Source organism: Idiomarina sp., from assembly GCF_019431395.1.
In the GTDB taxonomy this organism is placed as follows: Bacteria; Pseudomonadota; Gammaproteobacteria; order Enterobacterales; family Alteromonadaceae; genus Idiomarina.
The window spans coordinates 1,996,096-2,019,656 of record NZ_CP080268.1; the positions used below are offsets into that span (position 1 = coordinate 1,996,096).

A 23,561-nucleotide genomic window follows, 5' to 3' on the forward strand; every position below is an offset into this window, starting at 1 on the left:
TTAATGAGCCGCCTTCGGGCGGCTTTTTTATCCTGTATAGTAAGATACAAACGACTAATTAAGTTAGGCAGTAATGCGAATATTACACACTTCGGACTGGCATTTAGGCCGTATTTTCCATCAGTTTTCATTAATTGACGAGCAACGCCACGCATTGTTTCAGATTATCGAAGCCATTGAAGTGCATAAGCCGGAGGTGGTGATCATAGCCGGCGATATTTATGACCGTTCGATACCGCCAGCCAGCGCTATTGGGCTTTTTAATGAATTTGTCGACCAATGTATCGGTACTCTCAAGGTGCCTATTATCGCTATATCCGGAAATCACGATGGTGCTGAGCGGCTTGGCTTCGCAGCCAATCAGCTTAAGCACTCGGGTCTCCACTTGGTCACGTCTTTAGACCAAATGCAGAGGCCGATTACCTTAGCCGATGAGTATGGAAACGTCGATTTTTGGGCTGTGCCGTTTCACGATCCTGCGCAGGTTGCCGATTTTACAGGCTCGCCGCAAACAGACTTTAATCAAGCCCACTGTTCACTCATCGAGCAGCTACCGATTAATAAAAAACACCGTAACGTGATGATTAGCCACTGCTATTTAGATGGCGCCAACGAGTCTGAGTCAGAGCGTCCACTAACCATAGGTGGCGCGGATCGGGTGGACTGGAAAATTTTCAAACCATTTTGCTATACCGCGTTGGGTCATTTGCACCAACCTCAATATAAAGGACAGGAATCCATCCGTTATAGTGGCTCCTTACTCAAGTACAGCTTTTCAGAGCAACACCATAATAAATCTTTTACCATGGTCGATATTGGGCAGGATGGCAGTAATAAAATTACACTACTGCCTTTAAAACAACGTCGTGATCTCCGTGTTATTAGAGGCACCCTCGAAGAACTCGTTAACGCCGCCAAAGACGATGTTAACCATGAAGATTTCATTCAGGCGGTATTAACAGACTCGCAAGCGTTGCTCAATCCTATGGCGCGATTAAGAGAGCACTACCCCAATATTCTCGAGTTGAAAAAAGAACGCTTTGAAACGCGAACAGGGCAGGATTATGCCCGCTCCAGTGAACAGCTCAAACGCACCGACTTGGATATATTTAACGACTTTTTTGAACAGGTTCACGAGCAAAAATTGACCGGGCAACAAACTAAGCTACTGCAAAAAACACTGGCAGAGATTAACGAACAGGAGCGTTCGTCATGAAGCCCGTGTTGTTATCTATGCAGGCATTTGGCCCGTTTGCACAGCGGGAAACTATCGATTTTGCAGAACTTGGTGAGCATCCGCTATTCTTGATCAATGGCCCGACCGGTGCCGGAAAAACTACTTTGCTGGACGCTATCAGTTATGCCTTATTTGGTAAAACTACCGGCGCCGAGCGGCAAGGTGAGCAGATGCGCTGCCACCACGCATCTGCCTCAACTGCCACCGAAGTCGATTTTATTTTTAGCCTTGGCAACGACTTGTACCGGGTTAAACGTTTGCCGGCCCAACAACGACCGAAGTTGCGGGGAGCCGGGCTAAAAGATGATGTAGCAAGTGCCTCGCTTTGGCACATTAAGCCGGGAATAGCAGCTAGGCTCGATCTCGACCAAGATGACATGACGTTACTAGCGAGTCGTAAGGTTAAGCAGGTGACGCAAGAGGTCGAGCGTTTAATTGGTCTACAAGCGGACCAGTTTCGTCAGGTTGTGGTGCTACCGCAAGGCAAATTTCGTGAACTACTAACCGCCGATGCCGGCCAGCGCGAAGAAATCTTTGCACAACTTTTCCAAACTCACCGGTACTTGTTAATTGAGGAGAAATTAAAGGATGCCGCGCGCGATCTTAAACAACAAGTACAAGAACACGAGAGCAATTTAAAAGCACTATTACGTAACGGTAATATTGAGAGTGAGCAACAACTCACTGATAAAATTTCTGAACAAGCAGCGGCGCTGGATATTGCGCTCAATAATAAAGACAGCGCCGCAGAACAACTGCAAAAACAACGTGAACTCTTTCAACAAGCAATGCAGTTGCAACAGCAGTTTGAACAAAAAGCTCAGTTACAGCAGCAGTTATCACAACTTAATAAAGATGCTGAACAAATAAACGAAAAACAAGCGCAATTAAAACGTGCTCGCGCCGCACAAGCGGTCACGCCTTCAGCGCAACGATTTGATTGGCTCAAAGCAGAGCAAGCTCGTATTGCTCAGCAACTGCAAGCCAATGAAAAAAAGCATGCGGCACTGGTAACTGACAAGCAACATGCTGAAAAGCAATACCAACAAGCGGCAACAGAGGATGCGGAGGGCAAACAGTTACAACGTCGAATTGAGCAATTATCCAGCTGGCGGCCTAAGCTTGAATCATTAAAAGCGCTGCAGCGGCAATATGCGGAAGTCACTGAGTTACGCAACGAGCAACAAGGTGAGGTTAACCAGCGGTATCGCGCTAAAGAAACCTTAAACGAGCAATTAACTACTGATAGCCAAGCTCGCCAGGCGCTTTCTGAAACACTGTCTAAGCATCAGAATATCGAGTCCCAACGCCAACAGCTTAGCTATGCCAAAAAGCAGCAACAAAACTCCGTTAATCTTAAGCAACAACAGCAACAACTTAACGACCAACAACACGCCATAAAAGGGCAGCTGGATACCCAACAGCAACAGACGAAAAAGTCTGAACAGCATGCCCAGGCGCTGGAGCATACCTGGTATCAACAGCAAGCAATCAGTTTGGCCGAGACACTCAAGCCCCGACAACCGTGTCCCGTTTGTGGATCCAGACAACATCCGTCACCGGCGAGTTCAGGTGATGAGCCCTTGGTTACTCATGAGCAAGTTGTAAACGCCCGCCAGCAACATCAGCAGCAATTACAGGCACAGCAAAAGCTTGAACGTAGTCTATTGCAAAACCGCCAAGCATCAGAATTCGTGCAAATACAAATCGAGGAACTGGGTAACGTAAAGACAGAAGCAGAACTTACCCGCGCGCAGCAAGCACTTGAGCTAACAGCAGAACAACAGGAACAACAAAGAGCTCACTATCAGACGTTGGAACATCGCATCACCGAGAACCGAGAGCAGCTTGACTCGATCGCATTAGAATTGAAGCAACTCACCGATAAATTAAAGGAAACCGACATAAATCAAACGAAGATTGGTGAGCGGCTTAGTAGCCTGGAGCAGGAGATCCCTGAAGAGTTCCGCTCTCCTGAACAAGTAGAGCGCACCCTAAAGGAACTACACAACGAACTGCTACAAAAACAGACTGCGTATCAGAAGGCCTCCGAGCGACGCCAGCAAGTTTTAGAGCAACTCTCAGCAGTCACGGCAAAACATGACGACCTGACACAACAACAACACGAAAACAGTGAGGAAACCCTTGCAGCCGAAAAAGAACTGTCGCAACAGCTCGACGAGCGGGAATTTAAGTCTCTTGATGAATACAAAGATGCGATAATGCCCGATCAACGCTACCAACAAACTGAACAGGAAATTCAACTCTTTCAGCAACAGCGCGCCAAAATTTCAAGCTTACTTGAGGAGCTTGACGCGACCCTGGGTAAACAACAGCAACCTGATTTGGACACTGCCAAACAACAGTTACAACACCATGAGCAGCAATACCAGCAAACAAACGAAGTTTGGCTGAACACACGTGACCGCCTGCGTGAACTGGAGACGCTGTTAAATCATGTTAATAACAGTAAAAAACATGCAGAAGCGCTTCATAAGCAGTATGCTGTTCAGGGAACTTTAGCTGACGTCGCCAATGGCCAAAATGCACAACGCTTAAGTTTACACCGGTTTGTTTTGAGTGTACTGCTTGACGACGTGTTGACCGTCGCCTCACAACGGTTGGAAAAAATGACTCATGGCCGTTATCAACTGTCACGCGAAAGTCAGGTTACTGATGCTCGCTCGGCCGGCGGGTTAACAATTCTGGTAGAAGATGCCTATACCGGCCAACAGCGCAGCACCAAAACCTTATCCGGTGGCGAAGGATTTATGGCTGCGCTCGCATTAGCGTTAGGATTATCGGATGTTGTACAAAGTTACGCTGGCGGCATTAAGCTCGATACATTGTTTGTAGACGAAGGCTTTGGCAGTCTCGACGAAGAGGCGCTTGATATGGCAATTGATACACTCGCAGAATTACGAGCGAGTGGTCGGACTATTGGAATTATCTCGCATGTGAGAGAATTAAAGGATCGGTTGCATGATCGTATTGATGTAATTCGCGAACGCAACGGTAGCAGGATAGAATTGAGGACAAATTAGCGGATGGATACGGTTAGTTCACAGGCTCAACGATTACCGGCGATGCCCGGGATGCTCGCCAAATCGTTACTCACATTAAATCGTGTTGATGATACTGCAGCAGACAAAAGCGAACTACATGACAAGTTTGCTATCGAAGCCGTTAGTGCAAAACAACGTCAAGGCTTCCACGATATTTTTGGCGGCTTTAACAGTGATGTTCCGTTATCGCTTTTTTATTGCATGGCCCAACGCACTCACTTGGCACAAATGCTTGATCAGCGTTTTCCCTGGCCGGCTCCCGGCCTCGTTCATGTTAATAACAATCTTGAACAACACGCCACCATAGACGCCACACAAGGTTTTTCTATTGACGCGCACGTTGGCATTCCTGCCAGGGGCCCCGATGTGTCGCCGCGTCGCCTACGCCCCCAGTTTACGGTTAAGTTTTATCAAGACGATAACCTCGTTGTAACCTGTAAGAGCACCTACCAGGTAATGAAAGGTCAGGCACCAGAGCGTTCAGGTAAAAAAGCAACAAAAGTTTTCGAGCCTGCTGAGGGCTGGGTTAATCACTGCCACTGGCAGCTCGGGTCTGGCATGGGCCGGCGCTACGCTCGTATATCCGGTGACTTTAACCCAATTCACCTGCATACCTTAACCTCTCGCTGGTTTGGCTTTAAAAAACCTATTATTCATGGCATGTACATGATGGCGCGAGCTCAGGCTGAAATAGAAAAGGTAAGTGGTAAAAGCGCACAACGGATTGACGTAACCTTTAAACGCCCGGTAGTACTACCTGCTCGTGTTCAGTTATGGCTGAACAAAGAAGCCGGCCAGCACCGCTATGAGGTTCGCAGCGCTGACCACTCTCAAGTGCAACTTGATGGAACAGTAAAGTTAAGCGCTGACTAGCGCTTAATAATACGTCCGTCTTTCATCACAAAATCAATACTCTGTAACTGCTTGATATCCTCAAGCGGGTTACCATCCACGGCAACGATATCGGCATACTTGCCTGCAGCAATCACTCCTAATTTATCGTTTTTAAGTATTCCTGCTGCCACCGTTGTCGCTGCCTGTATCGCTTCTGCTGCCGGCATTCCGGCTTCCACCATATATTGGAATTCCAACGCATTATCACCGTGAGCAGACACACCACTATCGGTGCCAAACGCAACATTCACGCCTGCGCGATACGCTTTAGCGAAGGTATCTTGAATTAGCGGCCCGATTTCGGCTGCCTTTGGGCGAACAACATCAGGGAAGTAACCATCAATTTTTGCTTTTTCGGCAACAAACTTACCGGCCAGGATTGTCGGCACTAAATAAGTCCCGTTCTCTTTCATTGCCGCGATCACTTCGTCATCCATGTAAGTACCGTGCTCAACAGTTTTTACACCCGCTTTAACCGCACGCAACATACCTTCTTTACCATGAGCGTGAGCCGCTACGTGAAAGTTATAGTCGTCAGCAATTTCAATTAACGTTTTCAATTCATCTTGAGTGAACTGCGGGTTTTCACCACTAGCTGCCATACTCAGCACGCCACCCGTTGCGGTTATCTTGATAAAGTCTGCGCCCTCTTTATAGTGTTGGCGTACCGCTTCTTTAGCGTCTTCAGGGCTGTTTATTACACCTTCGGTAGGTCCGGGACGGCCCATCAATTCGTCTTTAACACCATTTGTTGGATCAGCATGCCCACCCGTTGTTGCCAGTGATTTACCAGCGGTATAAATACGTGGCCCTTGCACAGTGCCCGCATTAATAGCATCACGTAGCGCAATGGTTACGTTATACGAATCACCGGGGTTACGCACTGTGGTAAAGCCGGCTTCAAGGGTTTTCATACCGTAATTTTGCGCAATAAGCGCCAGGTCCGCCGCACCTTGCGTAAACCGATTTAAATAAGACTGAGGCCCAGACTGCCCATCCAGGTGCACGTGCAGGTCAATCAACCCGGGTAAGCACGTCATATCACTTAAGTCGACCATATCTGCATCCGTGGGCGCAGACCGCGTCACTGTTTTAATCTCGCCAGCTTCAACTTCAATATAATGCTCGCCACGTAATTCACCGGCTTCACTATCAAACACATTACCGCAATGTAACCAGTCCGCAGCACTAGCTTGCGATGCTGTTAACGCCAGGGTGACTCCCAGTGCTATCTTTTTAATCATTATTATTCTCCTAGGTGCTACTCGCTTTTTAATTCAGTTTGCCAGAGAATCTGAATATCCTCAGGCTTTTTAACTAACGAGGCTATGGTGTACTGGGACAAGTGCCGGTAAAACACCTCTTTACCTTCGTTAATGATGTGTTTTAGCTCACAGACAGGAAAAATTGCACATTGGGGGTTATGGCAATCTATCCAGTATTCATCGCCCTCTAGACGTCGTATTAAATGGTCAAGGCGAATTTCGTCAGCCGGCATTGCTATCTGAAAGCCGCCATTTTTACCACGGCGGGTCTCAATAAAGCCTTCTTTGCCCAGTTGGTGGATAACCTTGTTTAAATGATTACGCGGTGCGCTGAAAGTTTTACTCAGCTCATCAATAGTTACCAAACGAGTTTGCTGCTTTGCCGCCAGGTATATCAACACTCGCAGGCCATAGTCTGTGTACTTCTTTAATTGCACATTAAACCTCGTGGTCAGCTGTTAATATTTAGGCGCGAAAGTAAGTTGCTGACCGCTATTCACCTTCAACACTAGCTTATCTTCTTTTATGTCAATTTTTGACGTATTGTTCAAGTTCTCGATGAATTTTTGTGCAAACGTCATCGAGGCCTGCGAACACATTCGTTTGGTTGCGCCCTGAACACTTAAGCGCGGAATTTCTCCGTCAACGCTATAGTGACCAAAAAACCGATTACAACCGTCCGTTCCCACCAAGCGCCCCTCAGTTAAGAACTGCAGCGATGGCCTATCCAGCATGCTGCCTGAAGAACCCGTCATTGCAGACAGCTGCCAGGGTTGTCCCTGAATGAGTTGCGTTGTTTCGCCGCCGCAACCTCTGTATTCATTGCCCTGTAAGACAAGTTTTACTGAGTACGGAAATGCTTTCCCACTCATAGAGTCATAGCAAATACTAGAGTTAATCCGTAACTGACCGACCTCTTCCCCGGCATCACTTAACGCAATTAACCAGTCGTTATCGTCATTATACTCAGCCGGACTCGCTGCGAATTCCAACTCTTGTTCGGGAGTAGTGTAACTAACGTGGTCGCGGTTAAGGGTAAGCAGCCAAAATGGTTCGTTACCGCTGAACGCCACGTTATTAGGCAGCTTGCCCTGTTCACTACATAGCGGCAGGTTTTCGTCGTGCCAGGTGATCGTTGCCTCGGAGCCTTTGTTCCAGTAACTCGTTCTTCCATCGTTGCTCTTGAAGTGCGCTCCCGACGCTGCAACAACCTGTTGTAACTGCTGTTGCTGCCCACGCATTGCAAGTGTGACTGTTTCGTTAGCGAATGTGGCCGTCACATCCTGGATACCACACTGGTAAACAATTTCTCTAGCGTGGTCAGAAACACTACTGCAGGCCAATATTACTGAAGTTGCTGACAGGATTAGCAGGTTGCGATATACATTCATGCTCAAAATGGACCTTTATTTGTGGTGTGCTTTAGTGCATGCAACTCAATGAGTTTTTCCGTTTGGTGCGCTAATAGGTCAAGAATTGAACGTTCTTTTTCGCTTAGCTCTCGCGGACGCGTATCCATAATACATAGACTACCCAGTACTTCGTCGCCAATCGGACGTAAGGGCGAGCCCGCATAAAAACGAATGAAAGGCTCTTCGGTTACCAAAGGATTATCGAAAAACCGATCATCAAGCATGGCATCCTCAATCACCATAGTCTGAGGGTCCTCGACGATATGCGCACAAAAAGAAACGTCCCGGTTGGTTTCGCACACGCCCAACCCAATACGTGACTTGAACCACTGACGATCCTCGTCCACCAGCGACACCGCTACCATAGGCACGTCAAATAGTTGTTTAGTTAGCGTAACTAAATTATCAAAACCTGAGCTTTGTTCGCTATCTAAAATAGACAAACTATTCAGTATCGCTAATCGTGATGCCTCATTGGCTGGCTTGGCTGCTGGTTTCACGTCTACTCCTCTCAGTAATTTTGAAGTGTCATTCTACGTCCTTACTAACGGATTAAAAGACATTTAGAAAAATGCATTTTGCTATTGCGAATTATTCTCATTGTGATTATTATTCCCATCGAAAAATAAAAACACTTTTTAAAAGCTGTAAACAGGGGTAACGATGAATAAATCACTGCTATCAACTGCTGTAGCCGCTGCGCTGCTTATGTCATCACAGACGCTGGCTAGCACAGCACCGGAAGTTGAGACCAACATCGAGCAAATTAAAATTATTGGTACTAAACAAGACTCTCGAGCGACTGCTGGCTCCAGCGCAGTTATTGATGAAGAGCAAATGCGTATCGAAGTACCAAGCGATATTAATCAGCTAATGAAAACCATTCCCGGCGTTTATGTTCGCGAAGAAGATGGTCAGGGGTTGCGCCCAAATATCGGTATCCGCGCTGCCAGCGCTGGCCGTGTAAGTAAAGTCACCCTATTAGAAGACGGTATTATGATGGCGCCAGCGCCATACTCTAACCCCGCCGCCTATTACTTCCCTACAACGCTGCGAATGTCGGCAGTTGAGGTCTTAAAAGGTGCGCCTCTGTTACGTTATGGCCCCCAAACCACAGGTGGCGTCTTAAATCTTGTTAGCACCCCTATCCCTGAGCAATTTAGCGGACAAGTACTGACAGAGTTCGGTGAGTATGCCAGTAGTGACATTCATGCCCATGTTGGCGGCACCGAAGGCGACTTTGGCTTCCTGCTGGAAGCGGTGCAACGCAATAGTGACGGTTTTAAAACAATTGACCGTTCCGAACGAGATGCCGGTTTTGCTATTCAAGACTATGTTGCAAAATTACAATGGCAAGGCGAACGCAGCAGTCTGCTTGCCAAGCTGCAGTATTCGGAAGAAGAAAGTAACGAAACCTACCTCGGCCTGACCGACGCTGATTTTAGTGCCGATCCAAACCGTCGTTATGGCTTATCCGAAATTGATCAGATGGACAATAAGCATGAGGGCTACAGTGTCCATTATCGTTTTGAAGCAACAGAAAGTCTAAGCTTTAGTGCAATCGGTTATTACAACGATTACAAACGTAATTGGTTTAAGTTAGACGGCGGCAATAGTTACATTAATGCTGCCAATGCTGGTGATACTGAAGCGCTTGCGATTCTGCGCGGTGACCGCGACGAAGTCGGGCTCGAATACAAAAATAATAACCGTGCCTACGAATCTAAAGGCATTGAGCTAAATATAAACTGGCAATGGCAAAACCATGACATTGAGGCAGGATTGCGCGACCACAGCGACGAAATGGATCGCTATCAACCCGTTGCAGTTTATGATCAAGTTAACGGCAGTCTGGTTTACCAGGACATGATTGCTCCGACTGGCGGTAATAACCGCCTGGAAGGTGCTGATGCGACAGCGTTTTGGTTAACAGACCAATGGCAAGTTAGCGACGCACTAACGGTTAATTTGGCACTGCGCCACGAAGACGTAGAATCTTACCGTTTGCAATATGCGGATCCATCGCGCACAGCACTCGATAGCACGCGTGGCAATAGCAGCGATGAATGGTTACCGGGCGTATCTTTCACTTATCAGCTAAACCCGCAGTGGCAGATGCTCGCTGGTGCTCATCGCGGCTTTTCGCCACTCGGTGGTGGCGCGAGCGAAAATCAACGCCCCGAAACCAGCGACAACTATGAATTCGGTGCGCGCTATAGTGATGGTTCTTTCTTTGCCGAAGCCATTGCTTTTTACAGCGACTTTAACGACACCACACAACAATGCTCCATTGCCAACCCTTGCGACAACGGCGCTGAATCAGGCTCTTACGTGCTGGGCGAATCAACCGTGGCAGGCCTGGAATTGCAAGCAAGTCAGTTGTTTGAATTTGGTCAGTTCGCTATGCCCGTCGATTTCACTTATACCTACACTCAAGGTGAAATTAAGGGTGATAGCCTTGTAACTGGCTTAATGGATGGCGACGAGCTGAACGACATTCCACAAAACACGTTCAGCGTCCGCGTTACACTAGATAACAATGAAGGCTGGACCAACTATGTTGTCGCCAAGTATATCGACGAAATGTGTGTATCAGTCGGCTGCAACCGTAACGACAGTGCCTTTGCTCGTACTGATTCGTTATTTGTCACCGACATCGTCAGCCGTTACGAAGTCAATCCGAACATGGCAGTTTACCTGAAAGTCGAAAATCTCTTTGACCAACAGAAAATTGTTGCTCGCTCACCACACGGTGCGCGTCCGAATAAGCCGCAAACCGCGTCATTAGGTGTCGAGTACTCGTTCTAAAGTACAGGTTTTAAAATGCCGACCTCTCCCTGGCATGTTGAGCTGGCCCCGAGTTAGGGCCAGCTTTTTTTAACCTGCAAGACTAATCAAATAATCAGCCAGGGCACCCATTCCCGTTGCCTTAACCTTCGCACGTTGTTCTGCAGGCTGGTTGTAGTTGGTGTTAGTATTCACGTCATAAACGTATAATTCACCCTGCTCGTTTTCGATAAACTCGATACCAGCGACATCAATATCATTGCTACGCAGAAAGTTTTCCAGTGAGCGAATGATTTCATGGTCGTTAAAACGCCTGCTAATAGTAAATTTATGCGAAGTCTGGTCAGTGGGACAGAATTGATCCTCGATGGAACAATTATCGGCCGGGCACAATTCAAAACCGTCTTCGGTATTTACCTCGACCGCATAAACAAAGCGCTGGCCAACAAATTCTGCTCGGGTAATATGCGGCTTTTTAGGCTGAATATACTCCTGCAATAACCAGGTTCCGTCTAATGGTTCCTGGTAATCGCCACTAGCAACAAACGACTCTAGTGCAGTTAGCGATTCAAACCGCTGCACACCCAACCCCTTGCCGCCACGGTTAGGCTTAAGAATCAACGGCCATTGAGCGAATTTTTCGGCCGCTCCTGCTAGCTTCTCTTTACCCACCACAGCTTGGGTTTTAGGTACCTGCAAACCAGCTCTCTGTAACGCGGCATACTGAGATAATTTGCAGATCTCCAACGCTAGCACCTGACTGCCGTTCACCACGGTGCGATTCTGACTTTCCAGCCAGGTCAATACCAGCTTGGTTAGCTCAGGCGCATATCGATGGCCCCGCGTGTGCGATGATGCGCTCATACGGTTGTAATAGACTGCGTCTGCAGGGGTGTCGGTAAAGGGCACCACACCCTCATCCAAAAACCACTCTTTTGCCTCGGCGCCCCGTTCTTTAAATGCTTCGCGCAACGGTACCAGCCATTCTTCATTTTCATGAAGAACTACAATTTCTCTCATGAATGCCTCTAAAGGTTTATTTTTAACTGCATTACATTACACTCGAGACCTTAACTACGATCAATAATGAATCGAATGAAGCATATTCTATTAGCACCTATCAGTGCTTTACTAAGCCTTTTATTTGCTACGCAAATGGGCATGCCTCTGGCCGCCGCATCAGCGCTGGCGGTTATTATTTGGGTTGCCTGGTGGTGGATTAGCGAATGTATCCCATTACCGGTTACCTCACTACTGCCTTTCATCTTGTTACCACTCGCAAATATTCTAACACCCGCTGCAGCAGCTCAGGCCCTGGGTGATAACATCATTTTGTTATTTATGGGCGCCTTTATGTTGGCTAAGGCGGTAGAGGCCAGTGGCGTACACAAACGCATAGCATTGGGTCTGGTGGCGCGTATGGGCACCGGAAACGGCCGTAAAATTATTATTTCGTTTATGGTCGCTACCGCGTTTTTGTCAATGTGGATTTCTAATACGGCCAGTGTTCTCGCTCTGCTACCTGTAGCCTTGGCGCTTATCGATGCAACCGACGATAAAAACTTCCAGCGGGCGCTGCTACTAGGGCTGGCTTATGCCGGCTCGCTGGGTGGAATTGCCACATTAGTAGGCACACCACCGAATTTAATTTTTGCATCGATTTATCAAAATATTACCGGTCAGGAATTTGGCTTCACACGCTGGCTGGGAATAGGCTTACCACTGGTCATACTCGGCTTGCCCGTAATTGCACTTTGGTTAACGCGCAACGTCAAACTCGAAGAGCCACTGCAGTTACCACAAAACACCGCTATGACAAGTTACGAAAAACGCGTTCTGGCGGTATTCGGCGTAGTTGTTTTACTGTGGGTTACCCGCACTAGCCCGTTTGGCGGCTGGACCGGACTACTGGGCTTGGGCAGCCTAAATGACGCGACCGTCGCCTTAGCGGGGGTCGTTGCAATGTTTGTAATACCCTCAGGCCGTCACGACAACGAAAAACTACTTGATTGGAACCTTGCCAAAGACATTCCCTGGGGGATTTTATTGTTATTTGCCGGGGGCATCTGCCTCGCAAAAGGGGTAATGCAAAGTGGTTTAGGTGACATTATTGGTAGTTCACTGACTGCGCTGGAAGGGTTACCGGTTTGGCTACTTGTTTTTGTGCTGGCTATTGTGGTGTCATTTGTTACCGAGGTCACATCGAATACCGCTACGGCAACACTATTAATGCCTATTTTAGCGGCTACCGCCTCCGCCATTAATTTACCCATTGAATTACTCATGATCCCGGCTGTTATTGCCTGTAGCTGCGCATTTTGTATGCCTGTCGCCACGCCCCCCAATTCCATCGTATTTGCCTCGAATCGTATTACCATTAAAGAAATGGCACGAGAGGGCGTCATACTCAATGTCTTACTGGCCTTTGTTACCACGATCGTCGTCATGATCTTTGTCTAGCCCACTGCGCTGTGGGCTGTTTTTGGGTATACTCGCAACCACTTCTATATTGTTAAGGATACCTAATGAGCGACTTTCCCGCCTGCCCGGAATGTGAATCTTCTTTTACCTATCATGATGGCACGCTGCTTGTGTGTCCTGAATGTGGCCATGAATGGTCTGAAAATGAGCCTGCAGAAACCGACGCAAAACCTGAGTTTCGTGATGCAAATGGTAGCCCACTTAATGATGGCGACACCGTCACCGTTATCAAAGATCTAAAAATTAAAGGCTCTTCTTCGGTCGTGAAAGTTGGTACCAAAGTAAAAAACATTCGTTTGGTCGACGGCGACCATGATATCGACTGCAAAATTGACGGTATTGGTGCCATGAAACTGAAATCTGAGTTTGTTAAAAAGGTTTAACGCTTTAAAACAGGTCATCTTATGAAACGCTTTTTACTTAGCCTTTGCTTATTATTCAGTCTATCCGCCCTAGCTGAAGAGCAGACCGTTGTATTAATTTCAATTGACGGTTTTCGCTATGATTACATCGAAAAACACGATGCGAAAAATATTAGAGCCATAGCCGAGACGGGCGTTAGAGCAGAGGGGCTAATTCCGGTTTATCCGTCTAAAACATTCCCTAACCATTTATCTATTGTTACCGGTCAATACCCCGCTAATCACGGTATTGTCGACAACAATTTTTATGACAAAGAGCGCCAGCAGCGGTACAGAATGGGTGATGGCGTCGAAGACAGCACCTGGTTAACGACGCTACCTATTTGGAACCTGGCAGAGTTTCAGGGTGTAAAAGCGGCAACCTTTTTTTGGCCCGAATCTGAGGCAAGAATCAATGGCCGTACAGCAAGTTATTACTACAATTACAGCACCCCAACACCTAACCGCCAACGGGTCGAACAAATTATTGATTGGTTAAAACTGCCCGCGGCAGCGCGTCCTCGTATTGTTACCGGTTACTTTTCGGTCGTCGATACCATGGGGCATCGCTTTGGCCCCGATGCGCATCAGGTCAAAGGAGCGGTGCAACATGTCGACCAACTGATCGGCGAGCTATGGCAGCGGTTAAACAATGAGGTTGATGTACCCGTTAACTTAATTTTAGTCTCTGATCATGGCATGACCCCTATCAAAGCCGACCAAATGATTGATGAAGATTCGTTACCGGTGGATAAGTCGCTATTTGAAACCGTCAACTCACAAACGCGCTTTATGCTATACGCCAAAGAAGACACTACTGACGAGCAAATTGCGGCGCAACGCGAGCGCTTGCTGAAGCTGCCTAATAAAACGTTTAGCGTTGAATCAAATCAGGTTCTGTCATCGTTAGGCGTTAAACCTGGTCCGCGCAAAGCGGATATCACATTAACAGCCAAAGCCCCGGCTACTTTTACCGGCCGCCCGCCGGAAAGGCGCAAGGATGGTGGCACTCACGGCTTTTATGGTAGTCGCGATATGGATGGCATTTTTATTACCGCCGGCCCAGCGATCAATGCCAACGCCGAACTTGATCGGTTTAGCAATATACACATTTACCCGTTTATGGCAGAGCTACTGGGTCTAGAATTAATGACAAAAATTGATGGTGACAGCGAGTTGTTGGCGCCATTAATTGATAACGATTAACAGTATAGTTAACTGTAAAGATCCCTAAATTCATTGGTCTTTTTCTGATATTTTCGCTATTAACTTAACATACAAGTTTGTATGTTAAGGAGAGCGATGATGGAAATCCCTGCATTGCTGGCCATCGTCATGGGTCTCTGGGTTGCGCTGATATTGGCTGGCGGACTCGAGGCGTTAAAACACCGATGGCTGGTTAACCGCATTCCGGTGCGGGTTCACGTTAACGGCACGCGCGGAAAAACCAGCGTTACCCGCCTGATCGCCGCAGGCCTGAGAGCTGGCGGCAAGCGCGTCTGCGCGAAAACTACTGGCTCTGCGGCCGCCGTTACTGACCCGGACGGGCGCGAATTCCCCATATACCGCATTAGCGGTGCCAATATCATCGAGCAAATGCGAACGCTCAAGCGTATGGCAAAACTAAAACCAGAAATTGTCGTCATGGAGTGTATGGCGTTGCAACCGCAATATCAGTCGCTTAGCGAATTGCGTATGGTACGTTCGAACGTCGGTGTCATTACTAATGCGCGCCCTGATCATTTGGATGTGATGGGGCCTGGCGAAGAAGACGTCGCTCTGGCCCTTGCCGGCAGCACCCCAGTCAAAGGCGATCTGTTTACCGCTGAGCGTGACCTACTGCAAACCTTTGATCATTCATGCAAAGACCGTAACTCCACGTTGCATGGCGTAACCTTGGATGAAGTCGAGGCGATATCCGACGACACCATGAGCAAATTCCAATACGCCGAGCATAAGGAGAACGTTGCACTCGCACTCAAAATTTGTCAGCACCTGGGTGTAGAGCGGGCAGCAGCGCTTGAGGGAATGACAGCCTTAGAGCCTGAGGCCGGAGCGATGCAGGTTCTGCACATCAACTATTTTAAACGTGAAATCGTTTTTGTTAACGGCTTTGCCGCAAACGATCCTGAATCGACCGGTAAGATTTGGGAGAACATGGTGGAAAAGTTCGGTGAAAATCGTCGCAGGATCATGTTGATCAACTGTCGTGCCGACCGACCCCATCGTTCTCAACAAATGGCTGAAGAGGCCGGCCAGTGGACTCAGGCGGACAAAGTCATACTCATGGGCTCCGGCTGTTTTGTGTTTGTGCGCAATGCCGTAAAGCATGGACTCGACCCCGAAAAGCTGCTGGTTCTGGAAGGTGGCGACACGATAGATATCACCGAAACCATTCTAGAGGAGTCCGCTGGCAACGCGCTGGTTGTCGGTATGTGTAATATTCATGGCGGTGGCGAAGAAGTCGCGCGCTTTTTCCAAAACCGTGCCGTCAAAGAGGAAGACTTATGATTGCACTCAATATTTTAGCCGTTGCTATTGGCGTCGGCCTGTTTTTTACGTTGCTGTTAACACACACACTTGGCTTAGCCGCAGGTGGCCTGGTCGTACCCGGTTACGTCGCCTTACAACTTACCGACCCTTTGAGCCTGGCGATAACGCTGCTCGCCGCATTGATCACCTATTTAATCGTCAAGGTTATCGCTAGCTTTGCGATTATTTATGGTCGTCGCCAAACCATTATTATGATTTTGACAGGGTACCTTATTGCTGGCCTCTTTGATTTGTTTATAGGCAACCTGGTTAATTGGGCGGACTTGCAAATGATTGCTGGCGGTGACGACTCGCAGGCACGTGTCGGTATGCTTGAATCGACAGTGATGATGTCAGTCATGGAAAGCAGCATCATCGGCTACATCATTCCCGGACTAATCGCCATTTGGTTTGAGCGGCAAGGTGTACTGCAGACATTATGCGGACTGGCTGTAACTGCTGTCTTAGTGCGTTTGGCGTTAATTGTAATCATGCCAGAATCACTACAAATGTACGAAGCCAGCAAAGCTTTTCAAATGCCCGGTTGGTAACAGGAGAACCCATAATGAGTAGTTTTACTAAAATTTACTGGCGCTCTTCAGGTGTACCTACCTGGGGACTGATTTTTTTAATCGTGGTTGCCGTTATTGTTATGATCGCCGCAGAAAAGATGAAACAGCGGGATCCGGTCGTCGAAGAAAATTATGCGACCATGGTTAACGCAGCCAAAATCATGCGTGAAGGCATGAACGTACTGCAACCATTGCGAGCACAGGTAGCTCCTATTAATCCCGAATTTGATCCGCAACGCTCTGGCCTTGTTGGCCTGGAAAATAGCATTGTCACAACTAATCAGGGTGGGCGCGAATCCAAGCAGACCACGATTAATCCTAATTGGGCAGCTGTAGCGGTAAAACTGCTCGCCGATGCAGGCGTGAAGGAAGGCGATTTAGTCGCGGTGACCATTTCCGGCTCATTTCCTGCCATCAACTTAGCCATATACTCTGCTCTTGAGGCCATTGAGGCCGATGCCGTGATTGTCGCTTCTGCGTCGTCATCTCAGTGGGGTGCTAACGTACCCAACTTTCTATGGTTAGATATGGAGCGCGAACTGCGCGAAGCCGGTGTCATCAGCCTGCATGCTGAATACTCATCGATCGGTGGCATCGAAGACCGCGGTGTTGGCATAGCCGATGAGGGCATAGATTCAATTAGGCGTACCATCGAGCGCGCCAACATCAAATTTATAGATCCCGCTAACTACCAAGAAGCCGTGGCTGACCGTATTGCAATTTTCCGGGAATACTCGGCTGAAAGAAACTACGCTGCTTACGTTAACGTTGGTGGTGGTGCTACATCGGTGGGCCCTGCAGGCATCGATGATTTCTTTAAATCAGGTCTGCAAGAGGATGCTCCTGCCAGAGCCTTCGCTGTAGAAACGGTGATGGGTTACTTCCTTAAAGAAGACGTTCCTGGCATTCATTTTATTGGTATCAAAACTATGGCCGAGCGTCACGGATTACCGCTTATGCCACAGCAAGCTGTGCCGGTCGGCAACGGCGGTATTTATTCTGCTACAACCTATAACCGTTGGTTAGCGCTTGGCTTAGCCATTGGCCTATTTGGACTGACTTGGCTGATAGTGCGCTCTGCTCGTATTACCAGCCTATGGCAGCGTTCGGGTCACAGCGGTAAAGGCACTAAACCCATGGTCTAAGCTAACAGTAGTAGATAAGGATCAAATAAAGGCCCTAATTTCCGTAGGGCCTTTGCATATTTGCACAAAATCGCTAACACTAACTGATAGTTAATAAGCGGGAGCAAATAATGGATCAACGTTTAAAAGGTAAGGTCGCTATCATAACCGGCGCTGCAGCCGGCATTGGAAAAGCGACAGCAGAACTGTTCGTAAAACATGGCGCCCAAGTCATGTTAGTCGATATTAACGCCGATGAACTGCAACAAACAGCATCCGCATTTAATCAATCTGACGTAAAGTGGATTGCGGCAGACGTGGCCGACGAAGCCGCGGTAAAAGACTATGTAGCTCAAACAGTCGCTCATTTTGGTCGTGTCGATGTGTTTTTTAATAACGCCGGTATCGAAGGCAAAATGGGTCCTATTAGCGAACAATCCCTGGAGAATTTTGATCGCGTCATGGCAGTGAATGTTCGGGGGGCTTTTTTAGGGCTAAAATACGTATTGCAGGAGATGCAAAAGCAAGGTTCAGGCAGTGTTATTAACATGTCCTCTGTGGCAGGTTTAGATGGTACCGCAACGGCTGCGCCTTATGTCACTTCAAAACATGCCGTTACCGGCTTGACTAAATGTGCCGCACTAGAAGTCGCCGCACAAAATATTCGGGTTAACTCGGTTCACCCTTCACCCATCAATACGCGTATGATGCGCTCCATTGAAGAATTATTTAGTCCCGGCCATGGTGACGAAGCCAAACAAAAGCTGGAACGCAGCATTCCTATGCAGCGCTACGGTGAATCAGCAGAAGTGGCTAACCTGGTACTGTTTTTAGCCAGTGATGAAAGTAGCTTTATTACCGGCTGCCAGTACCGTGTCGACGGTGGCATGGGCGCATGAACAAGCGCAATAGCGTAATCGCCGTCGTTGCTGTCGTCCTGGTCTTTTTTGTTTACTTGAGCCTGAACCAGGACGAACCCGAATACACTGATATTGTTAGCGGCAATGGTCGCATCGAAGCGGTCGAGCTGAACATTGCCACAAAAATTGCCGGGCGCCTTGAGCAGGTGTGGGTGAATGACGGTGATTTTGTTTTAAGCGGTGATAAACTGGCACAACTCGATACGTCGTCATTGCAAGCAGAATTGCACCAAGCTCAGGCACAGCAAAAGCAAGCGAATACTGCAATTACCACTGCAAAGAGCCAGATAAAACAACGTCAGGCAGAGCAACAGGCGACCGTCGCATTAGTCAAACAACGGCAAGCCGAACTAGAACTGGCTGAAAAGCGTTTACAACGGATCCGCTCATTAGCTGAGCAAGGGTCTGTATCAACCCAAGACTTAGACGATGCACGCGCTGCGGTTGTCAGCACCGAATCCGCTGTTGCTGCGGCCAAATCGCAACTGGCTGCCAGTGAGGCCGCTATTCAAACGGCCCGCTCACAACTGGCTAACACCGAGGCGGCAGCGGAGGCTGCAGCCGCCACACTAGAACGGGTGCAAACCCAGATCGATGACAGCCTGTTATTAGCGCCTCGGGATGGCCGCATACAATATCTTATTGCTCGCCCCGGCGAAGTGGTTGCCGCCGGTGGTCGCGTCATCAACATGGTGGATGTCAGCGATGTCTATATGACCGTATTTTTGCCGACGACTACCATTGGCAAAATCTCGCTCGGTAGCGACGCAAGAATCGTGCTTGATGCGCTCCCTGAAGTGAATATTCCAGCCCAAGTTAGCTTTATTTCTGATGTTGCACAGTTTACGCCGAAAACCGTAGAAACTCGCGAGGAGCGAGAAAAGCTCATGTTCCGGGTGCGTGTTAGTATTAACAAAGCGTTACTACAGCAACACTTAGAGCAGGTGAAAACCGGTTTACCCGGTGTCGCTTATATTAAGTTTGATTCGCGCCCCGCCTGGCCGGAAGCACTGCAAACGGAGCTTAATTGATGGCCGCAGAGGGTGCTCATGTCAGTGCCGTTAACTGTGCAAACGTCTCGCATCTCTATGGCAAGAAGCAGGCATTAGCTGATATTTCGGTGTCTATTCCTGACGGTAAGCTTTGCGGCATTATAGGACCCGATGGCGTTGGTAAATCAACCTTTTTATCCTTAGTCGCCGGTGCCAGAAAGCTGCAACAGGGTAGCCTTAAGGTGCTCGGCTACGACATCGCCAGCGAACATGAACGCAAACAATTGCAACGCCAAGTTGCCTATATGCCGCAAGGACTCGGTAAAAACCTTTATCCTACGTTGTCGGTGCTGGAGAACTTAAATTTCTTTGCCAAATTGTTTGCGCTGCCGCCCCAACAAAGTCGGCAGCGCATCAAGTTTTTGTTAAACGCCACCGGTTTGTGGGATTTCCGCCATCGCCCCAGCGGCAAATTATCCGGCGGGATGAAACAAAAGCTAGGACTTTGTTGCGCGTTAATCCATAACCCTAAGCTGCTGCTGTTAGACGAGCCTACCACAGGCGTTGATCCACTCTCCCGCCGTCAGTTCTGGCAGCTGATCCAATCAATTCGACAGCAGCAACCCGAAATAAGTATTATCGTTGCCACGGCTTACATGGACGAGGCAACCTCGTTTGATTGGCTGGCAACGATTAATCAAGGCAAGTTACTTGCCTGCGGCACACCCAACGAACTCTTACAACAGACTCACACCAGCAATCTAAACCAAGCCTTTACACAACTGCTGGGTATAGCCACAGAGCAAGCAGAACCCAGTCAATCTGTAAGATCCGCTACAGCAACAAAAGAGATTGCAATCGAAGCCCATGATTTAACGTTAAAATTCGGCGATTTTACCGCCGTCAAATCAGCGAGCTTCACGATCAGAAAAGGCGAGATTTTTGGCTTTTTAGGCTCTAACGGCTGTGGCAAAACCACCACCATGAAAATGCTGACAGGCCTGCTGAAGCCGACCTCAGGCAATGCTCAACTATTTGGTCAGCCGCTGACTGATTATGGCATCGATACGCGCCGGCGTATTGGTTATATGACACAGAACTTTTCATTGTATGAAGAGCTGACCGTTGCCCAAAACTTGCGCCTGCATGGCAAGCTGTTTGATTTGTCAGCTCCACAATTAGAACAACGCTTAGCTACACTAACCGAACAGCTTGGCCTGACAGGGTTACTGCCCTTATTAGCCAAGCAGTTACCCGTAGGTGAGCGCCAGCGTTTATCGCTAGCAGTGGCACTTATTCACCAACCCGATATTTTGATCTTAGACGAACCCACCTCTGGTGTGGATCCTGTCGCGCGGGAACAGTTCTGGCAAATTTTGCAGTCTTTAGCAGATGAGCAAGGCGTTACTATCTTTGTTTCAACCCACTTTATGAACGAAGCTGAGCACTGTCACCGCATTTCCTTAATGCACGCCGGTGAGGTCTTGATTACCGACACGCCAGAACAGATCATCCAACAAAGCCAGCAAGATAATTTAGAGTCCGCCTTTATTTATTACTTGCAACAAGTCAGCGACAGTCACGCGACAACGCAGTTAACTGAAATACAGCAGCAACCGGTTGAGCAACAGCGTGGCTTCAGTCTGCGTCGACTACTCAGTATCAGCCACCGCGAAACCCTCGAGTTAGTGCGTGATCCTATTCGCTTGGCCATGGCCCTGATAGGTAGCGTTATTTTAATGTTTGTGTTGGGCTACGGTATCAATATGGATGTTGATGAGATTGACTTCGCCGTACTCGACCGCGATCAGACTAGCACCAGCCGCGACTATGTTAATAATCTGGCTGGTTCCCGCTACTTTAAGCAGCATGCGGATATCAGTCACTATCAAGCACTGGATGAGCGTATGCGAAACGGTGAAATCAGTCTGGCGCTGGAGTTGCCACCTAACTTTGCCCGCGATTTACAGCGCAAGGATCCGCTTAGCATCGGTGTTTGGCTCGATGGCGCCATGCCAATGCGCGCCGAAACAGCACAAGGCTATGTTCAAGGTATGCACAACGAATGGCTAAGCCTGCAATTACAGTCATTAAGTCAATCGCGGCCTTTAGGTCCTGCTATTAATATCGAAAGTCGTTACCGTTACAACCCCGACATTGAAAGCTTAGCCGCAATGGTACCAGCCGTTATTCCGTTGTTACTCATGTTATTTCCGGCCATATTAACGTCGTTATCCGTGGTACGCGAAAAGGAGCTCGGTTCTATCACCAACTTTTACGTGACGCCAACCAAAAAAAGTGAGTTTTTTCTGGGTAAGCAATTACCCTACATCATACTCGGTCTAATTAACTTCTTAATTTTGGTTGCCCAAGCCACCCTCATTTTTGACGTTGAACTGAAAGGCAGCTTCGTAGCACTGTCACTAGCCACCGTACTTTACGTGATTGTCGCAACCGCACTTGGGCTCATCATGTCAGCCTTTTTAAACAGTCAAATAGCCGCCCTGTTCGGCACGGCGTTAGCGACTATTCTCCCCGCATCACAATTTTCCGGCATGATCACACCGGTCACGTCATTAGAGGGTTTAGCTAAATTTATTGGCGAGATCTACCCCACCTCCTATTACATGATCAGCAGTCGTGGCGCGTTCTCAAAAGCGTTGGGAATGGCGGACCTACTGCCGATGATCACCGGGCTAGCTGTTGCTGCAATGGCCTTCACACTCCTCGGTATCGCTTTGGTTAAGAAGCAGGACGGCTAAATGCGTAATCTAAAAGTTGTTTTTAATTTAGGTATTAAAGAGCTCGTTAGCCTATCGCGCGACCCGATGCTGCTGCTGTTTATCGTGTTAGCCTTTACGGTTTTCGTGTGCACAGCCGCTTCTGCGACTCCACAGACGTTACATAAGACACCTATCGCCGTTATTGATAACGATCGCTCACCCCTATCCCAACAAATTATCAGCGCCTTTATTGAACCTTATTTTTTATCCCCTCAACGCGTCACCGCACAACAAGCCGATAGCGAAATGGATCAAGGCCGTTTTACCTTTATTGTAACCATACCATCAGATTTACAACGCGATGTGCTTGCTAACCAACAGCCCGAAATTCAAGTGCTAGTCGATGCTACAAGAATGTCACAAGCTTTTACTGGCAACGGTTACATACAAGCGATTATTCAATCGGAAGTAGCGCGCTTCACGCAGCAATCTAACGCCATACCCATTGATATTTCGATGCGGACGATGTTTAACGAACAACTCGACAGCGGCTGGTTCAGTGCGGTTATGGAGTTAATCAACCAGATCACCATGCTCTCTATCATTTTGACAGGGGCGGCATTACTCAGAGAGCGTGAGCATGGCACTATCGAACATTTGATGGTCATGCCAATCACACCGTTACACATCATGTTAAGCAAAGTCTGGTCTATGGGGGTAGTGGTATTGCTTGCCGCAAGTTTCTCACTACTTATCGTCATTCAACAGGCACTCGCTATTCCGGTTCAAGGCTCACCCAGCTTGTTTTTATTAGGGACGGCACTGCATTTATTCGCAACCACCTCGATTGGTATATTTATGGGTACCTTTGCCCGCACCATGCCGCAATTTGGCTTGCTGTTTTTGTTAGTTATTTTACCCATGCAGATTTTATCGGGGGGCATGACGCCTTTTGATAGTATGCCGACGCCAGTACAATGGATAATGTCCCTGGCGCCGACATCACATTACACTGCGTTTGGCCAAAGCCTACTGTTTCGTGGGGCAGGCTTTAGCGTAGTTTGGCCGCAATTAGCTGCTTTGCTGGCCATTGGATTGGCATTTTTTGTTATTTCTTGGCGTAATTTTCAACAACGCTTGGCCGCTATGGCTTAGT

At 48.1% G+C, this 23,561-nt stretch carries 19 protein-coding genes; 14 read left to right on the top strand and 5 right to left on the bottom strand.

Annotated elements, in window-relative coordinates:
- Window positions 1-73: 73 nt before the first annotated feature.
- The 3 genes from KZ771_RS09640 to KZ771_RS09650 are packed head-to-tail and all read left to right on the top strand — an operon-like array spanning window position 74 to window position 5,175.
- Window positions 74-1,216, top strand: a complete 1,143-nt coding sequence (locus KZ771_RS09640; RefSeq protein ID WP_290653111.1) for an exonuclease SbcCD subunit D — start codon at window positions 74-76, stop codon at window positions 1,214-1,216.
- Window positions 1,213-4,281 carry an SMC family ATPase gene (locus KZ771_RS09645; protein ID WP_290653113.1) on the top strand — a complete coding sequence of 1,023 codons (3,069 nt, stop codon included), beginning with the start codon at window positions 1,213-1,215 and terminating at the stop codon, window positions 4,279-4,281. Before KZ771_RS09640 ends, KZ771_RS09645 begins: the two co-directional genes overlap by 4 nt.
- A gap of 3 nt (window positions 4,282-4,284) precedes the next feature.
- A complete protein-coding gene (locus tag KZ771_RS09650) occupies window positions 4,285-5,175 on the top strand; it encodes a MaoC/PaaZ C-terminal domain-containing protein (protein WP_290653115.1) in 891 nt (296 codons plus the stop codon).
- Here the strand turns inward: KZ771_RS09650 and KZ771_RS09655 are convergent.
- Genes KZ771_RS09655 through KZ771_RS09670 form a run of 4 tightly spaced genes read right to left on the bottom strand, consistent with a single transcriptional unit; the run spans window position 5,172 to window position 8,373 of the window.
- A complete protein-coding gene (locus KZ771_RS09655) occupies window positions 5,172-6,440 on the bottom strand; it encodes an amidohydrolase family protein (protein WP_133539466.1) in 1,269 nt (422 codons plus the stop codon). The two genes, KZ771_RS09650 and KZ771_RS09655, sit on opposite strands and share 4 nt — an antisense overlap.
- Before the next feature lie 17 nt (window positions 6,441-6,457).
- Window positions 6,458-6,898 (bottom strand): Rrf2 family transcriptional regulator, encoded by a 441-nt coding sequence (locus tag KZ771_RS09660; protein WP_133539467.1) that lies wholly within the window; start codon window positions 6,896-6,898, stop codon window positions 6,458-6,460.
- 21 nt (window positions 6,899-6,919) lie between these two features.
- Window positions 6,920-7,852 carry an META domain-containing protein gene (locus KZ771_RS09665; protein WP_290571091.1) on the bottom strand — a complete coding sequence of 311 codons (933 nt, stop codon included), beginning with the start codon at window positions 7,850-7,852 and terminating at the stop codon, window positions 6,920-6,922.
- 2 nt (window positions 7,853-7,854) lie between these two features.
- Entirely contained in the window at window positions 7,855-8,373 is a 519-nt protein-coding gene (locus KZ771_RS09670; protein ID WP_290571089.1) for a GAF domain-containing protein, read from the bottom strand.
- 163 nt (window positions 8,374-8,536) lie between these two features.
- Between KZ771_RS09670 and KZ771_RS09675 the strand changes: the two genes are divergently transcribed.
- Entirely contained in the window at window positions 8,537-10,681 is a 2,145-nt protein-coding gene (locus KZ771_RS09675; RefSeq protein ID WP_290653117.1) for a TonB-dependent receptor, read from the top strand.
- 69 nt (window positions 10,682-10,750) lie between these two features.
- Here KZ771_RS09675 and KZ771_RS09680 read toward each other — a convergent pair whose 3' ends face one another.
- Window positions 10,751-11,680 carry an alpha-L-glutamate ligase gene (locus tag KZ771_RS09680; RefSeq protein ID WP_290570875.1) on the bottom strand — a complete coding sequence of 310 codons (930 nt, stop codon included), beginning with the start codon at window positions 11,678-11,680 and terminating at the stop codon, window positions 10,751-10,753.
- 75 nt (window positions 11,681-11,755) lie between these two features.
- Between KZ771_RS09680 and KZ771_RS09685 the strand changes: the two genes are divergently transcribed.
- From KZ771_RS09685 to KZ771_RS09730, 10 genes are all read left to right on the top strand, one after another.
- Window positions 11,756-13,120 carry an SLC13 family permease gene (locus KZ771_RS09685; protein WP_290653119.1) on the top strand — a complete coding sequence of 455 codons (1,365 nt, stop codon included), beginning with the start codon at window positions 11,756-11,758 and terminating at the stop codon, window positions 13,118-13,120.
- Window positions 13,121-13,185: 65 nt separating this feature from the next.
- Entirely contained in the window at window positions 13,186-13,524 is a 339-nt protein-coding gene (locus KZ771_RS09690) for a zinc ribbon domain-containing protein YjdM (RefSeq protein ID WP_290570879.1), read from the top strand.
- A 21-nt stretch (window positions 13,525-13,545) separates the two neighbouring features.
- Complete coding sequence (locus KZ771_RS09695; protein ID WP_290570881.1) at window positions 13,546-14,748, top strand: ectonucleotide pyrophosphatase/phosphodiesterase; 1,203 nt, start codon at window positions 13,546-13,548, stop codon at window positions 14,746-14,748.
- 96 nt (window positions 14,749-14,844) lie between these two features.
- Complete coding sequence (gene pgsB, locus KZ771_RS09700; protein ID WP_290570883.1) at window positions 14,845-16,053, top strand: poly-gamma-glutamate synthase PgsB; 1,209 nt, start codon at window positions 14,845-14,847, stop codon at window positions 16,051-16,053.
- On the top strand, window positions 16,050-16,625 hold the full coding sequence (pgsC, locus tag KZ771_RS09705) for a poly-gamma-glutamate biosynthesis protein PgsC (RefSeq protein WP_290570885.1): 576 nt from the start codon (window positions 16,050-16,052) through the stop codon (window positions 16,623-16,625). The genes pgsB and pgsC overlap by 4 nt, the downstream gene beginning before the upstream one ends.
- 14 nt (window positions 16,626-16,639) lie before the next feature.
- On the top strand, window positions 16,640-17,791 hold the full coding sequence (gene pgsW / locus KZ771_RS09710) for a poly-gamma-glutamate system protein (protein ID WP_290653121.1): 1,152 nt from the start codon (window positions 16,640-16,642) through the stop codon (window positions 17,789-17,791).
- A 110-nt stretch (window positions 17,792-17,901) separates the two neighbouring features.
- Window positions 17,902-18,669: an SDR family NAD(P)-dependent oxidoreductase gene (locus KZ771_RS09715; protein WP_290653123.1), complete on the top strand. Its 768-nt coding sequence runs from the start codon at window positions 17,902-17,904 to the stop codon at window positions 18,667-18,669.
- Entirely contained in the window at window positions 18,666-19,721 is a 1,056-nt protein-coding gene (locus KZ771_RS09720) for an efflux RND transporter periplasmic adaptor subunit (RefSeq protein ID WP_290653125.1), read from the top strand. Before KZ771_RS09715 ends, KZ771_RS09720 begins: the two co-directional genes overlap by 4 nt.
- On the top strand, window positions 19,721-22,444 hold the full coding sequence (rbbA, locus tag KZ771_RS09725; protein ID WP_290570893.1) for a ribosome-associated ATPase/putative transporter RbbA: 2,724 nt from the start codon (window positions 19,721-19,723) through the stop codon (window positions 22,442-22,444). Before KZ771_RS09720 ends, rbbA begins: the two co-directional genes overlap by 1 nt.
- Complete coding sequence (locus KZ771_RS09730; protein ID WP_290653127.1) at window positions 22,445-23,560, top strand: ABC transporter permease; 1,116 nt, start codon at window positions 22,445-22,447, stop codon at window positions 23,558-23,560.
- The last annotated feature ends 1 nt before the right edge of the window (window position 23,561 follow it).

What these genes read in the sequence shown, in the direction of transcription:
- KZ771_RS09665 (WP_290571091.1), bottom strand. Translation starts at nt 7,852, where the DNA reads ATGAATGTATATCGCAACCTGCTAATCCTGTCAGCAACTTCAGTAATA.
- KZ771_RS09675 (WP_290653117.1), top strand. Translation starts at nt 8,537, where the DNA reads ATGAATAAATCACTGCTATCAACTGCTGTAGCCGCTGCGCTGCTTATG.
- pgsB (WP_290570883.1), top strand. Translation starts at nt 14,845, where the DNA reads ATGATGGAAATCCCTGCATTGCTGGCCATCGTCATGGGTCTCTGGGTT.
- KZ771_RS09680 (WP_290570875.1), bottom strand. Translation starts at nt 11,680, where the DNA reads ATGAGAGAAATTGTAGTTCTTCATGAAAATGAAGAATGGCTGGTACCG.
- pgsC (WP_290570885.1), top strand. Translation starts at nt 16,050, where the DNA reads ATGATTGCACTCAATATTTTAGCCGTTGCTATTGGCGTCGGCCTGTTT.
- KZ771_RS09645 (WP_290653113.1), top strand. Translation starts at nt 1,213, where the DNA reads ATGAAGCCCGTGTTGTTATCTATGCAGGCATTTGGCCCGTTTGCACAG.
- rbbA (WP_290570893.1), top strand. Translation starts at nt 19,721, where the DNA reads ATGGCCGCAGAGGGTGCTCATGTCAGTGCCGTTAACTGTGCAAACGTC.
- KZ771_RS09685 (WP_290653119.1), top strand. Translation starts at nt 11,756, where the DNA reads ATGAAGCATATTCTATTAGCACCTATCAGTGCTTTACTAAGCCTTTTA.
- KZ771_RS09655 (WP_133539466.1), bottom strand. Translation starts at nt 6,440, where the DNA reads ATGATTAAAAAGATAGCACTGGGAGTCACCCTGGCGTTAACAGCATCG.
- KZ771_RS09695 (WP_290570881.1), top strand. Translation starts at nt 13,546, where the DNA reads ATGAAACGCTTTTTACTTAGCCTTTGCTTATTATTCAGTCTATCCGCC.
- KZ771_RS09640 (WP_290653111.1), top strand. Translation starts at nt 74, where the DNA reads ATGCGAATATTACACACTTCGGACTGGCATTTAGGCCGTATTTTCCAT.
- KZ771_RS09720 (WP_290653125.1), top strand. Translation starts at nt 18,666, where the DNA reads ATGAACAAGCGCAATAGCGTAATCGCCGTCGTTGCTGTCGTCCTGGTC.
- KZ771_RS09690 (WP_290570879.1), top strand. Translation starts at nt 13,186, where the DNA reads ATGAGCGACTTTCCCGCCTGCCCGGAATGTGAATCTTCTTTTACCTAT.
- pgsW (WP_290653121.1), top strand. Translation starts at nt 16,640, where the DNA reads ATGAGTAGTTTTACTAAAATTTACTGGCGCTCTTCAGGTGTACCTACC.
- KZ771_RS09730 (WP_290653127.1), top strand. Translation starts at nt 22,445, where the DNA reads ATGCGTAATCTAAAAGTTGTTTTTAATTTAGGTATTAAAGAGCTCGTT.
- KZ771_RS09650 (WP_290653115.1), top strand. Translation starts at nt 4,285, where the DNA reads ATGGATACGGTTAGTTCACAGGCTCAACGATTACCGGCGATGCCCGGG.
- KZ771_RS09715 (WP_290653123.1), top strand. Translation starts at nt 17,902, where the DNA reads ATGGATCAACGTTTAAAAGGTAAGGTCGCTATCATAACCGGCGCTGCA.